At 55.8% G+C, this 17,194-nt stretch carries 23 protein-coding genes; 15 read left to right on the top strand and 8 right to left on the bottom strand.

The window, feature by feature from the left end; all coding sequences use genetic code 11:
- Nucleotides 1-4: 4 nt before the first annotated feature.
- A complete protein-coding gene (locus ACHUEV_RS06390; protein WP_394178222.1) occupies nucleotides 5-1,048 on the top strand; it encodes an aldo/keto reductase in 1,044 nt (347 codons plus the stop codon).
- A 35-nt stretch (nucleotides 1,049-1,083) separates the two neighbouring features.
- Here the strand turns inward: ACHUEV_RS06390 and ACHUEV_RS06385 are convergent, their stop codons facing one another.
- Nucleotides 1,084-1,527 (bottom strand): GNAT family N-acetyltransferase, encoded by a 444-nt coding sequence (locus ACHUEV_RS06385; RefSeq protein ID WP_394178221.1) that lies wholly within the window; start codon nucleotides 1,525-1,527, stop codon nucleotides 1,084-1,086.
- Between the two features lie 258 nt (nucleotides 1,528-1,785).
- Here ACHUEV_RS06385 and bcoG point away from each other — a divergent pair, with 258 nt between their 5' ends.
- Genes bcoG through ACHUEV_RS06360 form a run of 5 tightly spaced genes read left to right on the top strand, consistent with a single transcriptional unit; the run spans nucleotide 1,786 to nucleotide 5,827 of the window.
- Complete coding sequence (bcoG, locus tag ACHUEV_RS06380; RefSeq protein WP_394178220.1) at nucleotides 1,786-2,700, top strand: 3-dehydrocarnitine:acetyl-CoA trimethylamine transferase BcoG; 915 nt, start codon at nucleotides 1,786-1,788, stop codon at nucleotides 2,698-2,700.
- Nucleotides 2,697-3,212, top strand: coding sequence for a lipocalin family protein (locus ACHUEV_RS06375; protein ID WP_394178219.1), 516 nt, complete (start codon nucleotides 2,697-2,699; stop codon nucleotides 3,210-3,212). Before bcoG ends, ACHUEV_RS06375 begins: the two co-directional genes overlap by 4 nt.
- Nucleotides 3,209-3,454, top strand: coding sequence for a hypothetical protein (locus tag ACHUEV_RS06370; RefSeq protein ID WP_394178218.1), 246 nt, complete (start codon nucleotides 3,209-3,211; stop codon nucleotides 3,452-3,454). The genes ACHUEV_RS06375 and ACHUEV_RS06370 overlap by 4 nt, the downstream gene beginning before the upstream one ends.
- A gap of 6 nt (nucleotides 3,455-3,460) precedes the next feature.
- Nucleotides 3,461-4,918, top strand: coding sequence for a carnitine 3-dehydrogenase (locus ACHUEV_RS06365; RefSeq protein ID WP_394178217.1), 1,458 nt, complete (start codon nucleotides 3,461-3,463; stop codon nucleotides 4,916-4,918).
- A 6-nt stretch (nucleotides 4,919-4,924) separates the two neighbouring features.
- Complete coding sequence (locus tag ACHUEV_RS06360) at nucleotides 4,925-5,827, top strand: DMT family transporter (RefSeq protein ID WP_394178216.1); 903 nt, start codon at nucleotides 4,925-4,927, stop codon at nucleotides 5,825-5,827.
- Here ACHUEV_RS06360 and ACHUEV_RS06355 read toward each other — a convergent pair.
- Both ACHUEV_RS06355 and ACHUEV_RS06350 read right to left on the bottom strand, forming a co-directional pair.
- A complete protein-coding gene (locus ACHUEV_RS06355; protein WP_394178215.1) occupies nucleotides 5,824-6,501 on the bottom strand; it encodes an NUDIX hydrolase in 678 nt (225 codons plus the stop codon). The genes ACHUEV_RS06360 and ACHUEV_RS06355 overlap by 4 nt on opposite strands.
- Nucleotides 6,502-6,522: 21 nt before the next feature.
- Nucleotides 6,523-6,912 (bottom strand): DUF983 domain-containing protein, encoded by a 390-nt coding sequence (locus ACHUEV_RS06350; protein ID WP_394178214.1) that lies wholly within the window; start codon nucleotides 6,910-6,912, stop codon nucleotides 6,523-6,525.
- Between the two features lie 196 nt (nucleotides 6,913-7,108).
- Here ACHUEV_RS06350 and ACHUEV_RS06345 point away from each other — a divergent pair, with 196 nt between their 5' ends.
- From ACHUEV_RS06345 to ACHUEV_RS06330, 4 genes are all read left to right on the top strand, one after another.
- Complete coding sequence (locus ACHUEV_RS06345; protein ID WP_394178213.1) at nucleotides 7,109-7,618, top strand: EF-hand domain-containing protein; 510 nt, start codon at nucleotides 7,109-7,111, stop codon at nucleotides 7,616-7,618.
- Between the two features lie 74 nt (nucleotides 7,619-7,692).
- The gene (locus ACHUEV_RS06340) at nucleotides 7,693-8,280 is read left to right on the top strand and encodes an RNA polymerase sigma factor (protein ID WP_394178212.1); all 588 of its coding nucleotides are present in this window, start codon (nucleotides 7,693-7,695) and stop codon (nucleotides 8,278-8,280) included.
- The gene (locus ACHUEV_RS06335) at nucleotides 8,273-8,623 is read left to right on the top strand and encodes a hypothetical protein (protein WP_394178211.1); all 351 of its coding nucleotides are present in this window, start codon (nucleotides 8,273-8,275) and stop codon (nucleotides 8,621-8,623) included. Before ACHUEV_RS06340 ends, ACHUEV_RS06335 begins: the two co-directional genes overlap by 8 nt.
- Nucleotides 8,613-9,098 (top strand): periplasmic heavy metal sensor, encoded by a 486-nt coding sequence (locus tag ACHUEV_RS06330; RefSeq protein WP_394178210.1) that lies wholly within the window; start codon nucleotides 8,613-8,615, stop codon nucleotides 9,096-9,098. The genes ACHUEV_RS06335 and ACHUEV_RS06330 overlap by 11 nt, the downstream gene beginning before the upstream one ends.
- On the opposite strand, the gene ACHUEV_RS06325 is transcribed toward ACHUEV_RS06330, so the two are convergent.
- Nucleotides 9,087-10,478: a diguanylate cyclase gene (locus ACHUEV_RS06325; RefSeq protein ID WP_394178209.1), complete on the bottom strand. Its 1,392-nt coding sequence runs from the start codon at nucleotides 10,476-10,478 to the stop codon at nucleotides 9,087-9,089. The genes ACHUEV_RS06330 and ACHUEV_RS06325 overlap by 12 nt on opposite strands.
- A 92-nt stretch (nucleotides 10,479-10,570) precedes the next feature.
- Here ACHUEV_RS06325 and ACHUEV_RS06320 point away from each other — a divergent pair, with 92 nt between their 5' ends.
- On the top strand, nucleotides 10,571-10,849 hold the full coding sequence (locus ACHUEV_RS06320) for a DUF3572 domain-containing protein (RefSeq protein WP_394178208.1): 279 nt from the start codon (nucleotides 10,571-10,573) through the stop codon (nucleotides 10,847-10,849).
- Between the two features lie 72 nt (nucleotides 10,850-10,921).
- A complete protein-coding gene (locus tag ACHUEV_RS06315) occupies nucleotides 10,922-11,620 on the top strand; it encodes an HAD family hydrolase (RefSeq protein ID WP_394178207.1) in 699 nt (232 codons plus the stop codon).
- Here ACHUEV_RS06315 and ACHUEV_RS06310 read toward each other — a convergent pair.
- A complete protein-coding gene (locus ACHUEV_RS06310; protein ID WP_394178206.1) occupies nucleotides 11,617-12,588 on the bottom strand; it encodes a zinc ABC transporter substrate-binding protein in 972 nt (323 codons plus the stop codon). The genes ACHUEV_RS06315 and ACHUEV_RS06310 overlap by 4 nt on opposite strands.
- Nucleotides 12,589-12,658: 70 nt before the next feature.
- On the opposite strand from ACHUEV_RS06310, the gene ACHUEV_RS06305 reads away from it, so the two are divergent.
- Genes ACHUEV_RS06305 through ACHUEV_RS06295 form a run of 3 tightly spaced genes read left to right on the top strand, consistent with a single transcriptional unit; the run spans nucleotide 12,659 to nucleotide 14,682 of the window.
- Nucleotides 12,659-13,144, top strand: a complete 486-nt coding sequence (locus tag ACHUEV_RS06305; RefSeq protein ID WP_394178205.1) for a transcriptional repressor — start codon at nucleotides 12,659-12,661, stop codon at nucleotides 13,142-13,144.
- A complete protein-coding gene (locus tag ACHUEV_RS06300) occupies nucleotides 13,141-13,893 on the top strand; it encodes an ATP-binding cassette domain-containing protein (protein ID WP_394178204.1) in 753 nt (250 codons plus the stop codon). Before ACHUEV_RS06305 ends, ACHUEV_RS06300 begins: the two co-directional genes overlap by 4 nt.
- Nucleotides 13,894-14,682, top strand: coding sequence for a metal ABC transporter permease (locus ACHUEV_RS06295; protein WP_394178203.1), 789 nt, complete (start codon nucleotides 13,894-13,896; stop codon nucleotides 14,680-14,682).
- Here ACHUEV_RS06295 and dtd read toward each other — a convergent pair.
- Genes dtd through ACHUEV_RS06280 form a run of 3 tightly spaced genes read right to left on the bottom strand, consistent with a single transcriptional unit; the run spans nucleotide 14,679 to nucleotide 17,140 of the window.
- On the bottom strand, nucleotides 14,679-15,116 hold the full coding sequence (dtd, locus tag ACHUEV_RS06290) for a D-aminoacyl-tRNA deacylase (RefSeq protein ID WP_394178202.1): 438 nt from the start codon (nucleotides 15,114-15,116) through the stop codon (nucleotides 14,679-14,681). The two genes, ACHUEV_RS06295 and dtd, sit on opposite strands and share 4 nt — an antisense overlap.
- On the bottom strand, nucleotides 15,113-16,018 hold the full coding sequence (locus tag ACHUEV_RS06285) for a carbohydrate kinase family protein (protein WP_394178201.1): 906 nt from the start codon (nucleotides 16,016-16,018) through the stop codon (nucleotides 15,113-15,115). The genes dtd and ACHUEV_RS06285 overlap by 4 nt, the downstream gene beginning before the upstream one ends.
- A gap of 18 nt (nucleotides 16,019-16,036) precedes the next feature.
- Nucleotides 16,037-17,140 (bottom strand): primosomal protein N' (replication factor Y) - superfamily II helicase, encoded by a 1,104-nt coding sequence (locus ACHUEV_RS06280; RefSeq protein ID WP_394178200.1) that lies wholly within the window; start codon nucleotides 17,138-17,140, stop codon nucleotides 16,037-16,039.
- Between the last annotated feature and the right edge of the window lie 54 nt (nucleotides 17,141-17,194).

Raw genomic sequence — 17,194 nt, 5'->3', positions numbered from 1 at the left:
ATTTATGAAAAAGCTACCCCTTGGCCGCACAGGCATCGAGGTCACTGAATGGTGCCTTGGAACGATGACATACGGCAACCAAACCCCAGAAAATGATGCACATAATCAGATTGATATGGCGTTAGATGCGGGGATCAATTTTTTGGATACGGCAGAGGCCTATCCCGTGAACCCGATCAAAGCAGAGACTGTCGGCCTGTCTGAAGAAATCGTCGGCAACTGGCTGGCCAAGACCGGTCGCCGTGATGAGGTTATTATTGCGACCAAAGTTTCCGGGAACAATCCGGGCTGGGTCCGTGATGGCAAAGGCTTTGATGGTGGCAATATTCGCGAAACGACAGAAGCATCACTGAAGCGTTTGAAGACAGACGTTATCGACCTTTACCAACTGCATTGGCCTGATCGTGGGTCGTATATGTTCCGCCAAAACTGGACCTTTGATCCGTCAGGCCAGAACCGTCAAAAGACGCTTGACCATATGATGGGCGTGCTGACCACGCTTGGTGATCTGGTGAAAGAAGGTAAAATTCGCACTGTTGGTACATCCAACGAATCCGCTTGGGGTATGACCAAATGGGTTGATCTGGCCGAAGAGGCTGGTCTTCCGCGTATGGCTGCTGTGCAGAACGAATATTCCCTGCTTTGCCGTCTGTACGATACGGACATGGCCGAGATGTCAGTGAACGAAGATGTGACGCTCTTGGCGTTCTCTCCGCTTGCATGCGGGTTGCTGACTGGGAAGTACCAGAACGGCGCATTGCCAGAAGGTAGCCGTATGGCGATCAACGGCGATCTTGGCGGCCGCAAATCAGACCGCGTGTTTGAAGTGACCCAAGCCTATCTTGATCTGGCCGCGAAACACGGTGTCGATCCGGTGCATATGTCGATGGCATGGCAACGCACACGTCCGTTCCCCATTTCCGCAATCTTCGGCGCGACCACGTCTGCGCAATTGAAACAAATCTTGGGTGGGAAGGACGTTGTATTGAGCGCCGAACTGATCGCTGAGATTGATCAGGTGCACAAAGCACACCCAATGCCCTATTAAGTAAGGTGGATCGGGATCCACCCTACGGGGTGGGGCTAAAGCGCGATTTGAAATCTTGGGCCGGGAAACGTTGTGATCTCGGCCCAACCCATTGCCCGGTAGGCGGCCGCAGCGCCGGAGTTATCTGGAGCTGTACCAATCGTTAGTCTGGTTGCGCCGTAAGCCTGAGCATGCTCTTTGGCCGCTGCGACAAGGCGCCGACCAACGCTGCGCCCCCGCATTTCTTCGGTCACGTACAAATGCAAGATATCGATGCTATCGCCGTCGTTCATAGGCCGCCAGTGTGTGACCAGTGCGGCATAGCCGACGGCCTGTTCGCCCTTGCGTGCGATCAACCCAACCAGTGGTCCGCCAATGAATTTCGTTTGGGTTTCTGCAAGCCCGCGCGTGCAGGTGTCGCCGTGGAACGCACAAAGCTTGCTGATCATATCCAGAAGCTCTGGGATGTCTTTTGGTGTGACTTGATTGATTTTTATCATCGAAATTGTCCTTTGCGTTTGCCGCAAGGACACAAGAATAACCTGAACACCCTTGCGGGCATGTCGGTGTCTTTGGTGTCAGGAAAGAACCGGCCGCCGCGATATGGGGCCGGTAAAATAAACTGCTGCGATGTGCATACAATTGATCATGCCGTAGACCTGCCAGATGCCGGGATGGTCTGTCAAGAATTCCGCCTTGTGGCACTGGCATTTTTCAGTGAGTGTCGCAGCAAGTTGATCTAACTACGGGAGTTCCCCATGCCACTTGCGATGAACCGCGAGGTGTTTATCACATGCGCTGTGACCGGATCGGGCGCGACCCAAGACCGTAGCCCACATGTGCCGCGTTCACCAAAGCAGATTGCAGATAGCGCGATTGATGCCGCCAAAGCAGGCGCGGCGGTCGTTCATTGCCATGTACGTGATCCTGATACTGGCGCACCTTCGCGTCGCTTGGACCTGTACCGAGAGGTCACTGACCGTATTCGTGATGCAGAGGTCGATGTGGTCTTGAACCTGACCGCAGGGATGGGGGGAGATATTGTGTTTGGTGGTGTTGAGGCACCGTTTCCGACCGCTGAGGGTACCGACATGATTGGCGCGACAGAACGCGTTGCCCATGTCGCCGAATGCTTGCCAGAGATTTGTACGCTTGATTGCGGCACGATGAACTTTGCCGAGGCTGACTATGTCATGACGAATACGCCCGGCATGTTGGTTGCGATGGGGCGGATGATGACTGAATTGGGTGTGAAGCCTGAAATCGAAGCCTTTGACACCGGGCATCTTTGGTATGCAAAGCAGCTTGTCAAAGATGGTGTGTTGGACGGCCCTGCGCTCGTTCAGCTTTGTATGGGGGTGCCTTGGGGGGCGCCTGATGATCTGAATACATTTATGGCCATGGTGAATAACGTGCCAGATGACTGGACATTTAGTGCCTTTGGGCTTGGGCGGTCGCAAATGCCCTATGTCGCGGCAAGCGTGCTGGCGGGCGGTAATGTGCGTGTGGGGCTAGAGGATAACCTGATGCTAGATCGCGGCGTTCTGGCGACAAACGCACAGTTGGTCGAACGGGCGGTTGGAACGATTGAAAACCTTGGCGCGCGGGTTATCGGCCCCGCAGAGGTACGTGCCAAACTCGGCCTAACCAAACGCGCACCGGTGACCACATGAGAATTTTATTCGCGATACTCCTGCTTGCTAGCTGTGCACCGATGGCTATCTACCGGGATGTCGATGCACCGATTTCATCGAAAGCGCTGTTCGAACCAGCCCGCTATATCGGTGTGTGGCACGAGGTGGCGCGTTACCCCGTACCGTTTGAAAAGGACTGCGCGCGGGCCACAGCGGAATATGGCCTGCTGGATAACGGCTCCTTGTCGGTTCTTAATATCTGCCGCAACGCGGATGGCACCGAACGGTCGCGCATCAATGGAAGTGCCGAAGTCGTTGGCCCCGGCCGCCTAGTGGTGCGTTTTGATGGCGTTCCGTTTGTCGCTGCCGATTACTGGGTTCTTTGGGTGGATGAAGGCTATCGCACGGCGGTTGTTGGCGCACCCAATGGCAAGTCGGGGTGGATTTTAAACCGTGATCCTGAAATACCCGCGGATAGGTTGCGCGCCGCGCGTGATGTTTTAGAATTTAACGGCTATGACCTTAGCCAGTTGATGGAGGTTTCCCCGTGAAGAAATTGATCTTGGGATGTGTTGTGTTTTTGTCCGCGTGTGAAACAGGCGGCGCAATTGGCGGAAGCCCCGGCATGCAGGAATATCTCGTTATCGGAAACCGGATGACATTCGAACAGTGCCGTGCGCGTGGTGGTTTGATCATTCGTGATCATGGTAGCCCGATGGTTGCTTGTGATCCGACAGTGCGTCGCGAACCTGTTCCGGCAGACGAATTCAACCACCCCACCGAACAAGGCTAGCATTTAGTGAAACAAACGGCAGCAATCATCGGCGGTGGCGTCATTGGCGGTGGTTGGGCCGCTCGGTTTTTGTTGATGGGCTGGGATGTCCGGGTCTTTGACCCTGATCCAGAGGCCACTCGGAAGATTGGTGAGGTTATTGTCAACGCGCGCCGTTCCCTGCCGGGGTTGTCAGACGTTGCGCTGCCGTCCGAAGGAAACCTGAGCTTTCACGACACGATGTCTGACGCTGTTCAGGGGGCATCGTGGATTCAAGAAAGCGTACCAGAGCGGTTACCGCTTAAGCGTAAGGTTTATCAGGCGTTGCAGGAACATTGCGGGCCTGACGCTGTGATCGGGTCATCGACAAGTGGTTTCAAACCTAGCGAGTTGCATGGATGCGCTACGCGCCCCGAACAGATCGTCGTCGCGCATCCATTTAACCCGGTTTATCTGCTGCCCTTGGTGGAACTGGTTCCCGGTGAAAAGACATCCCCCGCGATGACTGTCAAAGCCAAAGAGATACTAACCGCCATCGGCATGCACCCGTTGCACATCAAAGCCGAGATCGACGCGCATATTGCGGATCGCCTGCTAGAGGCTGTTTGGCGAGAGGCGCTTTGGTTGATCAATGATGGGATCGCCACGACGGAAGAAATAGACGACGCGATCCGCTATGGCTTTGGCCTGCGCTGGGCGCAGATGGGGCTGTTCGAAACCTACCGTATTGCCGGTGGAGAAGCGGGCATGCGCCATTTCATCGAACAGTTCGGCCCTTGTCTGGAATGGCCTTGGACCAAACTGATGGATGTGCCGGAACTGACTGATACTTTGATTGATAAGATCGCAGATCAGTCTGATGCGCAGTCGGGCGCCATGTCTATTCGCGAACTTGAACGCACCCGCGATGATAACTTGGTCACGATCCTACGCGGACTAAAGGCGCAAGATTGGGGGGCAGGGGCGTTGCTGAATGCCCAAGACCAACGGATCGCAGGCAAGCCCGTTTTGTCCGATGACCTGAGCAAACCAATCGTAACGGTTGAACGGGCTGTGCCGCTGGATTGGACAGATTACAACGGGCACATGAACGAGGCACGGTATCTACAAGCCTTTGGCGATGCATCTGATCGTATGATGCTTCTTGCCGGTGTCGATGCGGATTATATCGCGGGCGGTGCAAGTTATTTCACGGCGGAAACTCACATTCGGCACATCGACGAAGTGCATGCAGGCACAGTGATCCGTGTCGAGACCCAAGTGCTTTCGGGTTCTGGCAAAAAGATGCATCTGTTTCACAGGATGCTTGCTGGTGACCGCGAACTCGCGACTGGTGAACATATGCTGATCCACGTGAGCCTTGAAACACGTCGCGCATGTGATCCGTCGCCCAAGATATCGGAGGCTTTACAACAGGTAGCCACCGCACACGCCGCGTTGCCAAAACCGCATGGGGCAGGCAAATCGGTTGGGGTGAAAGGATAACCTTTCATGGAACTGTGGATTCCCATCACGCTGGCGGCGGCGACAGCGCAGGCGCTGAGGTTTATGCTGCAAAAGCATTTGCGTGGTATGCAGCTATCGACGGCAGGTGCGACCTTTGCACGGTTTATCTATTCCTCGCCGTTGGTTGTATTGATCGCAATCATCTATGCCCGAACTAGCGGGCAGGGCGTGCCACAAATCCCTGCGTTTTTTTGGCCCTATGCGATTGCTGGCGGTGCCTCGCAGATATTGGCGACCATGTGCGTTGTGGCGCTGTTCAGTCATCGAAACTTTGCTGTGGGGATCACGTTTAAGAAAACCGAAGTCTTACTCAGTGCGCTGATCGGGTTTGTGATCCTTGGCGATGTCATTACAGGTTGGGCGATTGGCGCGATGATTATCGGCCTTGTCGGGGTGTTGTTGCTTTCTGATCCACCAAATGCGATTGGGCAGTGGCATCAACGGATTTTTAATCGCGCGACGGCGCTGGGTCTCGGGGCCGGGGTGCTATTTGGCGTGTCTGGAAACGGATACCGTGGCGCGTCACTGTCGTTGCAGGAAGGTGATGTATTCTACCGCGCGATTGTAACACTCGCGATTGTGACTGCATTGCAAACGGTAACGATGGCACTTTGGTTGGTTTGGCGTGAACGCGGAGAAATTATGCGTGTGATAAAGGCTTGGCGGGTTGCAGGGCTTGTCGGATTAACCAGCATGGTCGGGTCGATCTGTTGGTTCAACGCTTACACTTTGCAAACTGCGGCCTATGTGAATGCACTGGGGCAAGTCGAACTACTGTTATCGCTGGCAATTGGTGCCATTGCATTTGGCGAAAGGATTAGCCGCCGGGAATGGCAGGGGATCATATTCCTTGGCGTAAGCATCGTGTTGCTGGTGTTAGTCACCTAAAGCAGGCTTTGACCGCCAAGGTGGCTTACCAACCGCGGTTCGTCATCGTTTCGAAAGAACGGGACACTGGTGGGGCGAACTCCAGAGGCGATTTGGGCAGTGAGTTCGGCCAACACCACTTGCGTAATAAACGGTAGATCAAAGCTTCGCGCATCCTTTAGCGGCACCCATTGTAGATGCGCTAATTCATCCTCGGCGTTGCTGAAGTCATCAGGGTCCGTGGCGAGCGCGGCGGCGTCGGCCAAAAAGAACCGCGCATCAAAACGACGGGGGCGTCCAGGTGGGGTGATGGCCCGAAAGAAAAACTGTAATGCAGCTGCATTTGGCTGATAACCGGATGCCGCAAACCCACGCCAACCTTTGGGGGCATCGGCCCAGTTTGTCGGGGTGCCTAGGATATGACCCGCCTCTTCCCACAACTCTCGGATCGCGGCGGCGGCAAGGGTTGTCGGGGCAAGATCACTGTCTTCGCGCAGCTGATCATGGTCGGTTTTGTGCAGGGCCGTGATAGGTACATCCGCATCGACGGTATCAACCGCACCGCCTGGAAACACAAATTTGCCGGGCATAAATGCAGCGCTTGCGCCACGTTGGCCCATCAACACAGATGGCATGCTGGCCGCGTCACGTAGCAGGATGATCGTTGCCGCATTGCGGATTTCGGTCTGGCTCATTCTATCCCTGACTGGTTTGGGTCAGGTGTTATGTCCAAACCCATGCATACGGCGCGCCCATTGAATTGCGACGATCATGCCTTTTAAGCGTGGCAAAAGATAGAGAGACAGCCCAACTGCTGCCAACGTCAGTGTCGTTGCCATCACAATGGGCTGTGGTTGCCAAATGACCCACATAAGGTGGATTGCAAAGCCAAGGATGTGTGCGACCAGCAGGATGGTCAAATAGGCAGGTCCATCGTCGGCGCGGTGCTGGCTTAGGTCTTCGTTACACACTGGGCAATTGTCGACGACCTTAAGGTATCCATCAAACATATGGCCTTCGCCACATTCGGGGCAACGACGACGCAGGCCGCGTATGATCGCAGGTTTGCTGGGGCGTTCGGCAGGAAATACTTGGGCGTCTGACATGCTGTGACTCCGATTTTCACTAACCCAGATGGCCTATCTTGGCCCCGTTTAAAAGGGGAATGCGCGATATTGCGGCACCGTGTCGCGTGGGCGGCAAAGTTTTTTCGCGTGTTCGCGACGGAAATATCTGGCCCCTGCGTTGAAGGAGGGTCTGCGGCAAACGAACGTCGCACATAACCTTAACTGAGGAACGACAATGAAAACTAAGATTTTGATGGCAGTACTTCTTTCGGGCGTCGTGATGACAGCAGGCGCAGTCACTGCACAAACTGCACCAGCTGAAATGCCTGAGCGCCCCGACTTTGCAACGCTTGATACGGATAGCGATGGCGCACTGACAATGGCTGAAATGGAAGCACGCGGTAACGCACGCTTTGCTGATGCGGACACAGATGGCGACGGTGCCCTAAGTGCCGAAGAACTGGTCGCGCAGCACACTGCAAACGCTGAAGAACGTGTCGCACGCATGATCACGCGTATGGACACAAATGAAGACGGCATTTTGCAGATGGACGAAATGAAACCGCGTGGCGGTGCCCGTTTTGAACGCATGTTCGAACGTATGGACGCCGACAAAGATGGCGTTCTAAGCGAAGAAGAATTCGCGGCAGTTCAAGATCGCATGCAAGACCGAGCAGGTGGTCGTCACGAGCGAGGCCGTGACGGTGGGCGTGGTGACGGACATGGACCACGTGGCAAACACTAACATGGCCAATGGCAGGGGAGCATTGCGCCCCTGCCATTTGCTAAGCTTTCAGAATATCGGTAGCACCAGAATTAATGAACGCCATGCCAGACCCCTACGCGGGCGCCCCAGACGAGGCGCTGCTGATTGCATTCGCCAATGGCGATGCAGAAGCTGCGCGCGCGTTGACTGTCCGTCTTTTGCCACGGGTGTTGGCGCAGGCAACAAGGATGTTGGCAAATACGGCAGAGGCCGAAGACGTAGCCCAAGAATCCATGATCCGATTGTGGAAACAGGCCACCGAATGGCGCCAAGGCGAGGCGCAGGTCAGCACTTGGCTGTACCGGGTCACGGCGAACCTTTGTACGGATGTTTTGCGCAAACGCCGGGGCGGGGTGTCGTTAGACCAAGTCGCGGAACCAACAGATGGCACACCAAGTGTCGCGGAACAAATACAGACAAAGGCACGTATGCAGGCTTTGTCGGATGCGCTGGCCGCCTTGCCAGAACGGCAGGCACAGGCTGTTGCGCTACGGCATCTAGAGGGGCTGTCCAACCCCGAAATCGCGCAGATTATGGACATTAGCGTACGCTCGGTTGAAAGTTTGACCGCGCGTGGGAAACGGGCCTTGGCCGATATTATGGCGGGGCGGAAGGCTGAACTGGGGTATGATGATGACTGATCATAATGATGACATGCTGGAAGACATTTTCGCGCAGGTTCGTACCGTTGCGCCGACCCCGTCTGATGATCTGATGGCGCGGGTGTTGGCCGGGGCTGTGCCGCCTACGCCGCAGATGAATACTGCGCCTCCTTTAAGTCTTGGTAAGCGTTTGCTGGACCTGCTTGGCGGATGGCCTGCAGTCAGCGGGCTGGTGACTGCAACCTGTGCCGGGGTGTGGATTGGTGTTGCGCCGCCTGCCTCAATTCAGGATTACACGGCGACCTATTTCGGTGATGAGGTCAGCGTGAGTATTTTTAGTGAAGACACGATCTTCGCGACAGGAGATCTAAATGATGGCTGATGAACAAGGAAAGTCCGGGCGCACCATGCGTATCGTGCTGGTTGCATCTTTGGCGCTGAACCTTGCCGTTGCTGGTCTGGTTGTAGGGTCATTTGCATCTGGGCGTATGGGCGATGGTCCGCCGCGCAGCTTTGATTTGGGCCTTGGACCGATTTCACGTGCATTGGCGCCCGAAGACCGCCGTCATGTTGCAATCGCTCTGCGGCGTACACGTCCGATGGCGGATTATGATCTGCGCGGTCAAATCTCACAAATGGTTGCAACGGTGCGTGCCGATCCGTTCGAACCTGATGCGCTGCGTGCGCTTTTGGTTGAACAAAGTAAGCACACTGACCAGTTACAACACAACGCCCAAGAGGTCCTAATCAACCATTTCGCCACAATGTCGGTTGAGGAACGGAACGCATTTGCTGACCGGCTGGTCGCAGAGCTTTCGCGTGTTCGCGAACGCCGTGACCGCAAGTCACGCGACTGAGTTCGCCATCGCGACTTGGTCACGCCCGGCTGATTTCGCAGCATAAAGCGCGGCGTCAGCCTCCTTGCAGATCGCACTTGGGCGGCATTCTTGCTGTGCATCTGTTGGGCTGAGCGCAACGCCGACCGAGATCGTGACAGAAAGCGGGGGATGCGCTCCGCCTATGTTAAACGGTGTGCTGTTAACCAATTGCCGTAACCTGTTGGCTGTTGACTGCGCTTGGGCGGCTGTCGTGCCGGGCAGGGCGATTAGGAATTCTTCTCCTCCGACGCGGGCGACAAGATCAACGGCGCGAACATTTTCCTGAAGCCGCTTTGACAGCTGCTTTAACACCTTGTCTCCTGCAGCATGGCCATAGGTGTCGTTGATCATCTTAAAGTGATCGATATCAACCATCATCACTGCCATCGCATCGCCAGAGATTTGCGTTTGATCTGCCATGCGTGCCAGATGTGGATCGACATAGCGCCGGTTGAATAGCCCAGTCAGCGGGTCAGTCACCGCGGCCTGAAGCCCATCACGGACAGTATCGCGTAGCCTGTCATGTAGCCGTTTTCGCTGAATAAGCGATTTTGCTCGCAATGCGATCTCTTTTGGCGATGCATCGGCAGGAATCACATCGTCTGCGCCAAGATCCAAGAACATCGCGGCCATTTCATCCGCACTTTTCGGGACAACAATGAGCTGCGTTGATTGCCGTGTCTCGGCACGTGCGCGCAGGTCCGACACAAGCCCAAAGAACCGGGATTCCAAAAAGTCAGGGTCACTTGCATCAACGACAAAAAGATCAGGCGTCGGCGTCAGGCGCTCTGTGCGTAGAACGGTGTCTGGATCAAGAGAGCGCACAATATGACCAAGACCATGCGTCAAAGACGCAAGCAACGCACTATCTGGCGAGCCCGCAGCAGACAGCAAGGCCACATGGGCGGCGGTTTCAAATGTGGTGGCTGGCTCTTCGAAGCCAAGTGCACTGCGGGTGCCATCGCGCAGTTGCAGTTCCTGATGCGTGCTATGAACCCTCAACAGGCTGCGGATGCGGGCGAGCAGCAACGCGTCATTCGTTGGCCGTGGCAGGACATCATCTGCGCCTGCGTCAAGTGCTGCAAATCTTGCAGTTGCGGTCTCTGCAACGCCCATGGCGATGATTGCGACGCTTTGTGTGCTGGGCGATGCCCGCAGTGATTTGCAAAAATCATGCAGTTCTGTCGCTGGTTCACCAAGGCTGACAAGGATCAGATCAGGACGGTTTTCTCGAATGCAGGATTCAGCCTCTTTACGGTTAGCGCAGACATCCACCCGAAATTGCGCCGCCAGCATTTTAACCTTCATGACGATCCGATTGGTGGCGACGGTATCGACGATTAATATACGTCCGGGCATTCTGCTATCCTCCACGGGGTTTCCCCCATTTCATTCGGACAAGTTGAATGACATTAGTTAAAAAACAGTTTCTGAAAGCTTAAGGACCACTCATGGATCAAGAACAAGCACAGGTAATCGCGCTGCAGGCTTTGGCGTGGTTGGTCGGCAATGATGAACTTTGTCCTGTATTTTTAGGCGCGACCGGCGGGTCGGCTGATGACCTGCGTGCAAAGGCGACGGACCCTGCGTTTCTGTCATCGGTGCTTGAATTCATTACGATGGACGATGCATGGGTTGTTGCGTTCTGCGACACGGTGGATCTGGCATATGACAAGCCGCTGCGCGCGCGATACGCACTGCCGGGGGCAGAGGCGGTTCACTGGACCTAAGTACCGGATACTTAATTGACATGACTTGTCTGCCGGGGTCGTCTGACGCCGCAACATAAAAAGGGTGGCGACGTGATCAAGGGCATCATTTTCGATAAAGACGGCACATTGTTCGACTTCAATGCGACATGGGGCGCGTGGACCCGCCAGATGTTAGAGGCCGAAACGGGTGACGATCAGGCCCAGTTCGATGCGTTGACAGAGGTCTTGGGATATGACGCTTCGGCCAACCGTTTCTTTCCGGGAAGTGTTGTCATCGCGTCGACCGTTGATGTCGTCGCTGACCATATTCTGACGGTGCTGGGCGATGTATCTAAGGCTGATTTGTTATCGCGCATGAACGCTGGTGCTGCACTGGTCGAACAGCAAGAGGCGGTGCCACTCGTGGATTATTTTACCTCATTGGCAGAGATGAATTTGGTTCTTGGCATTGCGACTAACGATGCCGAAGCCCCGGCGTTGCGTCACCTCGAACGTGCCGGGGTGCGGTCCCATTTTGATTTCATTGCAGGATATGACAGTGGCCATGGCGCAAAGCCAGAGCCGGGGCAGTTGCACGCGTTTTGTGCCCAGACAGGGTTAGGCGCGGCAGAATGTGCTATGGTCGGCGATAGTACCCATGATCTGGACGCTGGGCGTGCAGCGGGGATGTTAACGATTGGCGTTTTGACTGGCCCCGCGCCACAAGAAGAGCTCGCGCCGCGAGCGGATGTCGTGTTGCCCCATATCGGCGCGATCCCAGATTGGTTGCGCGCCGAAGGGTTGGTTTAGGATAGGCAGTCGCTGAACGCGGTGGCAAGGCCCGACAAAAGTGCCTCGTACAATTCCGGCCCGGGCGTCAAAGTCATTCCGATCCCGTCAAGCGTTTGCGTCTTTGCATTCGATTGTTCAGTTATAAGCGCGGTTGTGCGCGGACTAATTTCATTGTCACTAAAGACGCAATGAACGTTGCCTGCGGCAACGAGGTCGCGCAATTCCGCAACTTTTGCTGGCCCTGGTGCGCGCGCGTCGATGCCTGCGATCATGGCAGTCGCCTCTAGCCCATAGCGATGTTCGAAATAGTGATAGCCGTCATGAGGAAGCAAGTACCCCGTCGCTGGGACTTGGCTAAGCGTGCTTTTGATTTGGGTATCAAGCGCGGTTAGACGTGCGATGGCGGATTCTGCATTGGCGGCATAGGTGTCCGCATTTTCGGGGTCCGCAGCGCTCAGGTCGGCCGCAATAACCGCGACCCAATTGGCAGCAATCGTTGGGTCAAGCCACGCATGAGGGTCGACATCGCCGTGGTCGTGGTGATCATGCTCGTCATGCTCGTCATGCTCGTCATGCTCGTCATGCTCGTCATGCTCGTCATGCTCGTCATGCTCGTCATGCTCGTCGTGGTCATCGCTATGTTCTTCAACATCACGCGGAGCTAGTTGTTCCCAGCCCTCTGTCGCAAGCAATTCACGCATTACTGCATTGGGGGCCAGTGTCGTCAGTGGTTCCTCTAACCAAGGGGTAAGACCCTCACCGACCCAGATTACCAAATCAGCATTTGCAAGACGGCCAGCATCGCTGGGCCGCAAAGAAAAATCATGTGGATCAGCGCTAGGCGGAAGTAAAAGGTCAGGCGTGCCAAGCTCGCCCATGACCTGCGCAGTCAGGCTATGAATAGGCGCGATGTCGGTCATAACTTGCGGCGTTTCGGCGATCGCCGAGAGTGGAAGAAGGCAGAGCGCAGTGCATGTGCGAATCATAATTCGGTCCTTGTCCTTTGATGACGGCAAGGCTATAGGGTGTATGTTATAACATCACAAGGTTAAATATATGCCCTCTGATACGCTTGGTTTTGCCAATCACGATCACAATAGTTGTGTCGCGGCCGCGCTCGAATGTGCCGAGCGTAGCTGTGAAGAAAGCAAAGCGCAGCTAACCCCTGTGCGTCGCCGCGTGCTGGAAATTTTGTTGGAAAGCCACGCTGCGATGGGGGCCTATGACGTGTTGGCACGGCTTGATGCTGAAGGGTTGGGGTCCAAGCCGCCGGTGGCGTACCGCGCGTTAGGGTTCTTGGTCGAACAGGGTTTTGTGCACCGGATAGAACGTTTGAACGCGTTTATCGCCTGCACGCACCCCGGCGCGTCGCACGATCCGGCATTCATGATTTGTCGTGAATGTGGCCTCGTGGCCGAAGCGCAGGCCGCGAACCTTGCTTTGCAGCAGGCTGCTGCCGACAGTGGCTTTCTTTTAGAACAGACAGTCATCGAAGCCGAAGGCCTATGCCCTGCCTGCCAAGCCAAAGGTGCGACCGCATGAGCCTGATATCGGCAAAGAATATCGACTTTTCACATGGCGGGCAGCGGGTGCTTCAGGGCGTGAGCCTGTCGCTTGAACCCGGAGAAATCGTCACGATTGTTGGTCCCAACGGGTCCGGAAAATCAACGATGTTGCGGCTGTTGATCGGTGCGCTGAAACCACAAAAGGGCAGCGTGACACGCAAGCCCGGTTTGCGCGTTGGCTATGTGCCGCAAAAGCTCCATATTGATCCGACGTTGCCGATTACGGTGGAGCGTTTTCTGAACCTGCCGCATCGCGTAGCCGCAAAAGATGCAGCAGCTGCGCTCGAAACAGCAGGCGTGCCGGGCGTTGGCCAACGGCAGATGTCGCAATTATCTGGCGGACAGTTCCAGCGTGTACTGTTGGCGCGCGCAATTTTGGGCAAACCTGATGTGCTCATGCTGGACGAGGCGACACAGGGCTTGGATCAGCCGGGATCTGCATCGTTTTATCGCCAGATCGAATCCGTGCGCCGCGATCTGGGCTGTGCGGTACTGATGGTAAGCCATGAATTGCATGTCGTGATGAGCGCGTCTGACAGGGTGATCTGTTTGAACGGTCACGTTTGCTGTGAAGGTACCCCAGAGGTCGTTTCTGTGGCGCCTGCCTATCGCGAATTGTTCGGGACAGGTACGGGTGGTGCCTTGGCGCTGTATCGCCACGAACACGACCATGGGCATGACCACGACCATGATCACCACCACCATAAGCACGAGGCGGCAGAATAAATGTTAGACGATTTTTTGGTGCGCGCTGCCCTTGCCGGGGTTGGTACGGCGATTGCCGCAGGTCTTTTGGGGTGTTTCGTCGTTTGGCGGCGGATGGCCTATTTTGGCGATGCAACGGCACATGCGGCTGTTCTGGGCGTGGCGCTTGCGCTGGGGTTTGGCACCTCGATCACCTTGGGCGTGGTTATTGTTGCGCTGGCAATGGCGGTCTTGATCCACGGCCTTAGCGGGCAGGGGGCGGCGATTGATACCATGCTGGGTGTGCTTTCGCATGGGGCTTTGGCGCTTGGTCTTGTGGCGGTCACGATGATCCCCGGTCAACGTATTGATCTTGATGCCTATCTGTTCGGTGACGTTCTAAGCGTGACCCGGTTTGATTTAGCGATCATATGGGGCGGTAGCGCTGTCGTTGCAGCCGTGCTGTGGTGGCATTGGTCGGCGATGCTGACCGCGACCCTTAGCTCTGACCTTGCCTATGCGGCGGGCATTAACCCGCGCCGCGAACAATTGGTTCTTACGCTACTGCTGGCCGGCGTGGTTGCTGTTGCGATCAAAGTCGTTGGTGCGTTGCTGATCACCGCGCTGCTGATCATACCGGCTGCAACCGCCCGAGGGTTCGCCCGCACACCAGAGCGCATGGCGCTGCTATCAGTAGGTGTCGGGGTATTGGCCGCGCTAGGCGGTTTACGCTTTGCGTTGATCTTTGATACGCCCGTGGGGCCTTCGGTGATATGTATGGCAGCCGCGCTGTTCGGGCTGGGAACCGTTGGTGCAAAACTAAGGGCTTAAACGTCCATCCAAATCGTAACCGGGCCGTCGTTCGTGAGGCTGACAGCCATGTCAGCGCCGAACTGCCCGGTTGCGGTTTCGATACCAAGCGCGCCAACATCAGCAGTGAACTGTTCGTATAGCGCTTTGCCCTCGGCAGGTGGGGCCGCTGCTGAAAAACCGGGACGGTTACCACGCGAAGTATCTGCGGCTAGCGTGAATTGGCTCACGATTAGCGCGGAACCCCCGGTATCAAGTAGGGATTTGTTCATCTTGCCTGCGTCATCAGTAAAGATACGTAGCTTGCTGATCTTCGCGGCGAGCTGCGCAGATTTCGCTGCATCATCGCCCTGCATGGCGCAGATTAGGATCAGTGCACCATGGCTGATTTCACCAATCACTTGCCCATCAACGCTGACGGATGCCTGCGTGACGCGCTGGATTAATGCTCTCATAGTTCCGAAGCCCAAGGTGGGTTTGCGCCTGCGCGGCTGACCGTAATCGCAGCAACGCGTGCACCAAAAGCGGTGGCTGCATTTAGATCGTCATGGGTTGCCTTGGCGATCGCTTCTTTCGTCAACAAACCGCGCTTGTCCATTTCAGTAAGGAAACCAGCGCTGAACGTATCGCCGGCGCCCACTGTATCAACAACAGTCGCTTTTTGGGCGGGCACGTCAAAGCTGCCAGTGGCGGTGACCACTGTGACGCCTTCGCTACCACGTGTTAGCAGAACGATCTTTGCGCCTGTGCTGGCCAAGAGGGCCTGAGCATCAGTGTTTCCGGTGATCCACTCAAGGTCTTCGTCAGAGGTTTTGATAATGTCCGCAGCGCCCAGCATACGGGTCAAACGGGCCCGATAGCTTTCTTCGTCGGTGATAAAGCCCGGGCGAATGTTCGGGTCGATCATTGTGACGCGCGTTGGGGCCTCGCGTAGCATCAACGCCTCATAGGCAGCACCGCATGGTTCCACGACAAGGCTGATCCCACCAAAGAACAGCGCATCCGGTCCGGACGCGGGTAGGTCATCAACAGACAGCATGCGTCCTGCGGTGTTTTCATCATAGAACGCATAAGACGCATGGCCGTCGGTCAATGTGACGAATGCCAGCGTGGTAGGACGATCCGAGATTGCAGCAGGGCTGCTATCGACGTTTGATTTGGCCAACTGATCGCGCAGGATGTCCCCGAACAGGTCCGAAGAAAGCCCCGAAAAGAACTGCACTGGCGTATCAAGCCGCCCTAGCGCGACCGCTGTGTTAAACACCGCCCCGCCAGCATGCGGTGCGAATGCGCTTTCGCCAGCTTCTGTTTGGCGTGGCAGCATATCAATAAGGGCTTCGCCGCAGCAGATGATCATGACAGTTCTCCGAAATACTTACTGGCTGTTAGCGATAACAAATCCAGCGATAAGCGCAAGGATCAGACCGATCAAAACTGCAAATGCGATCTTCCAAGCGGAATAGGGCCGCTCACCTTGAACGCGGCCAGTCCGGCCATTCACGACAAACCGATAGGTTTTACCCCGGTATTTATACGCAGCCAGCCAAACAGGCAGCAAGATATGCTTAAAGGTAACGTCGCTGACAGCCGTTTCGACAGAGCTGATCCGTTGTTCGTCACCGCCGATGTCGTATTTCACGTCGCGCCGGATCATACGGTCCATATAGACGCGGGCTTCTTGAAACCCTGCGTCGAGTTCGACCTGATACCCTTCGGCGCGGAACCCGGCCAGATATTCGGGTTTGTAAGGTTCCAACGCGGATAGATCCCATGGTTCTAGTCCGTCGGTGTATTTCTTCGGCAGCGACTTTGAGGCAAGCACCAGCACATCATCAAAAAACCGTGCAACGCGCCCCGAAGCAGGCCGCCAACGGGTCTTGCGCACGCGTACTTGGGTACGCTTGCCGTCCCGCATCACGGTTTTTGTTTCATAGTAATGCGTGCCGCGTTGGCCGCGATAGCTGCTTTTGGTGTCGGCATCGAATGTCCAGTAGGGAACGTAGATACCGTTCATTTTGCGGCCCTTGCGGGCATATTCCATGAGACCGTTTGGCGCGAACCATAGACTACCCAGCCAGTTCGTCAGCGCCCCGCGCGCGGACCCTTCGTCCAGATCAAAGGGGAGCAAACCACGTGGTTTGATATGTCGATGAGTGCCCGTATCGGTAACAACTGGTGTCGCACAAAATGGGCATTCTGCCGCGTGCACATCAGCATCGAATTCCGTTTGCGCCCCACAGTTGGGGCAGGTGGTCACGCGGACTTCTTCGATTTCTTCGTTCGACAGCCGATGATCAAGACCGGCCCGAAAGTCGAGCTCCTTGATGCCGCCAGCAACATGGCGAGAGCCTTCGATTGGCTCAACATTTCCGCAGTGGTCACAGACCAGTTGGTGTTCGCCGGGATCAAAGCGCAGGTCGGACCCGCAGGTATTACACGGAAATCGGTGTTCGACTTCGGAGACGAGTTCAGCGGTCATGTGTGCACTTTGTGTCAAACGCAAAAAGGGAAAGGATGCGGCACACTGAAACGT

The organism is Yoonia maritima, from assembly GCF_043641945.1.
Lineage (GTDB): Bacteria > Pseudomonadota > Alphaproteobacteria > Rhodobacterales > Rhodobacteraceae > Yoonia > Yoonia maritima_B.
Note: the sequence above shows the minus strand (reverse complement) of the source record. Positions and strands in the feature narration are given on the sequence as shown.

Bases quoted from the DNA above. Each gene is read 5' to 3' on its own strand.
- ACHUEV_RS06390 (WP_394178222.1), top strand. From the start codon at position 5: ATGAAAAAGCTACCCCTTGGCCGCACAGGCATCGAGGTCACTGAATGG.
- ACHUEV_RS06385 (WP_394178221.1), bottom strand. From the start codon at position 1,527: ATGATAAAAATCAATCAAGTCACACCAAAAGACATCCCAGAGCTTCTG.
- bcoG (WP_394178220.1), top strand. From the start codon at position 1,786: ATGCCACTTGCGATGAACCGCGAGGTGTTTATCACATGCGCTGTGACC.
- ACHUEV_RS06375 (WP_394178219.1), top strand. From the start codon at position 2,697: ATGAGAATTTTATTCGCGATACTCCTGCTTGCTAGCTGTGCACCGATG.
- ACHUEV_RS06360 (WP_394178216.1), top strand. From the start codon at position 4,925: ATGGAACTGTGGATTCCCATCACGCTGGCGGCGGCGACAGCGCAGGCG.
- ACHUEV_RS06355 (WP_394178215.1), bottom strand. From the start codon at position 6,501: ATGAGCCAGACCGAAATCCGCAATGCGGCAACGATCATCCTGCTACGT.
- ACHUEV_RS06350 (WP_394178214.1), bottom strand. From the start codon at position 6,912: ATGTCAGACGCCCAAGTATTTCCTGCCGAACGCCCCAGCAAACCTGCG.
- ACHUEV_RS06345 (WP_394178213.1), top strand. From the start codon at position 7,109: ATGAAAACTAAGATTTTGATGGCAGTACTTCTTTCGGGCGTCGTGATG.
- ACHUEV_RS06340 (WP_394178212.1), top strand. From the start codon at position 7,693: ATGAACGCCATGCCAGACCCCTACGCGGGCGCCCCAGACGAGGCGCTG.
- ACHUEV_RS06335 (WP_394178211.1), top strand. From the start codon at position 8,273: ATGACTGATCATAATGATGACATGCTGGAAGACATTTTCGCGCAGGTT.
- ACHUEV_RS06330 (WP_394178210.1), top strand. From the start codon at position 8,613: ATGATGGCTGATGAACAAGGAAAGTCCGGGCGCACCATGCGTATCGTG.
- ACHUEV_RS06325 (WP_394178209.1), bottom strand. From the start codon at position 10,478: ATGCCCGGACGTATATTAATCGTCGATACCGTCGCCACCAATCGGATC.
- ACHUEV_RS06320 (WP_394178208.1), top strand. From the start codon at position 10,571: ATGGATCAAGAACAAGCACAGGTAATCGCGCTGCAGGCTTTGGCGTGG.
- ACHUEV_RS06310 (WP_394178206.1), bottom strand. From the start codon at position 12,588: ATGATTCGCACATGCACTGCGCTCTGCCTTCTTCCACTCTCGGCGATC.
- ACHUEV_RS06305 (WP_394178205.1), top strand. From the start codon at position 12,659: ATGCCCTCTGATACGCTTGGTTTTGCCAATCACGATCACAATAGTTGT.
- ACHUEV_RS06300 (WP_394178204.1), top strand. From the start codon at position 13,141: ATGAGCCTGATATCGGCAAAGAATATCGACTTTTCACATGGCGGGCAG.
- ACHUEV_RS06295 (WP_394178203.1), top strand. From the start codon at position 13,894: ATGTTAGACGATTTTTTGGTGCGCGCTGCCCTTGCCGGGGTTGGTACG.
- dtd (WP_394178202.1), bottom strand. From the start codon at position 15,116: ATGAGAGCATTAATCCAGCGCGTCACGCAGGCATCCGTCAGCGTTGAT.
- ACHUEV_RS06285 (WP_394178201.1), bottom strand. From the start codon at position 16,018: ATGATCATCTGCTGCGGCGAAGCCCTTATTGATATGCTGCCACGCCAA.
- ACHUEV_RS06280 (WP_394178200.1), bottom strand. From the start codon at position 17,140: ATGACCGCTGAACTCGTCTCCGAAGTCGAACACCGATTTCCGTGTAAT.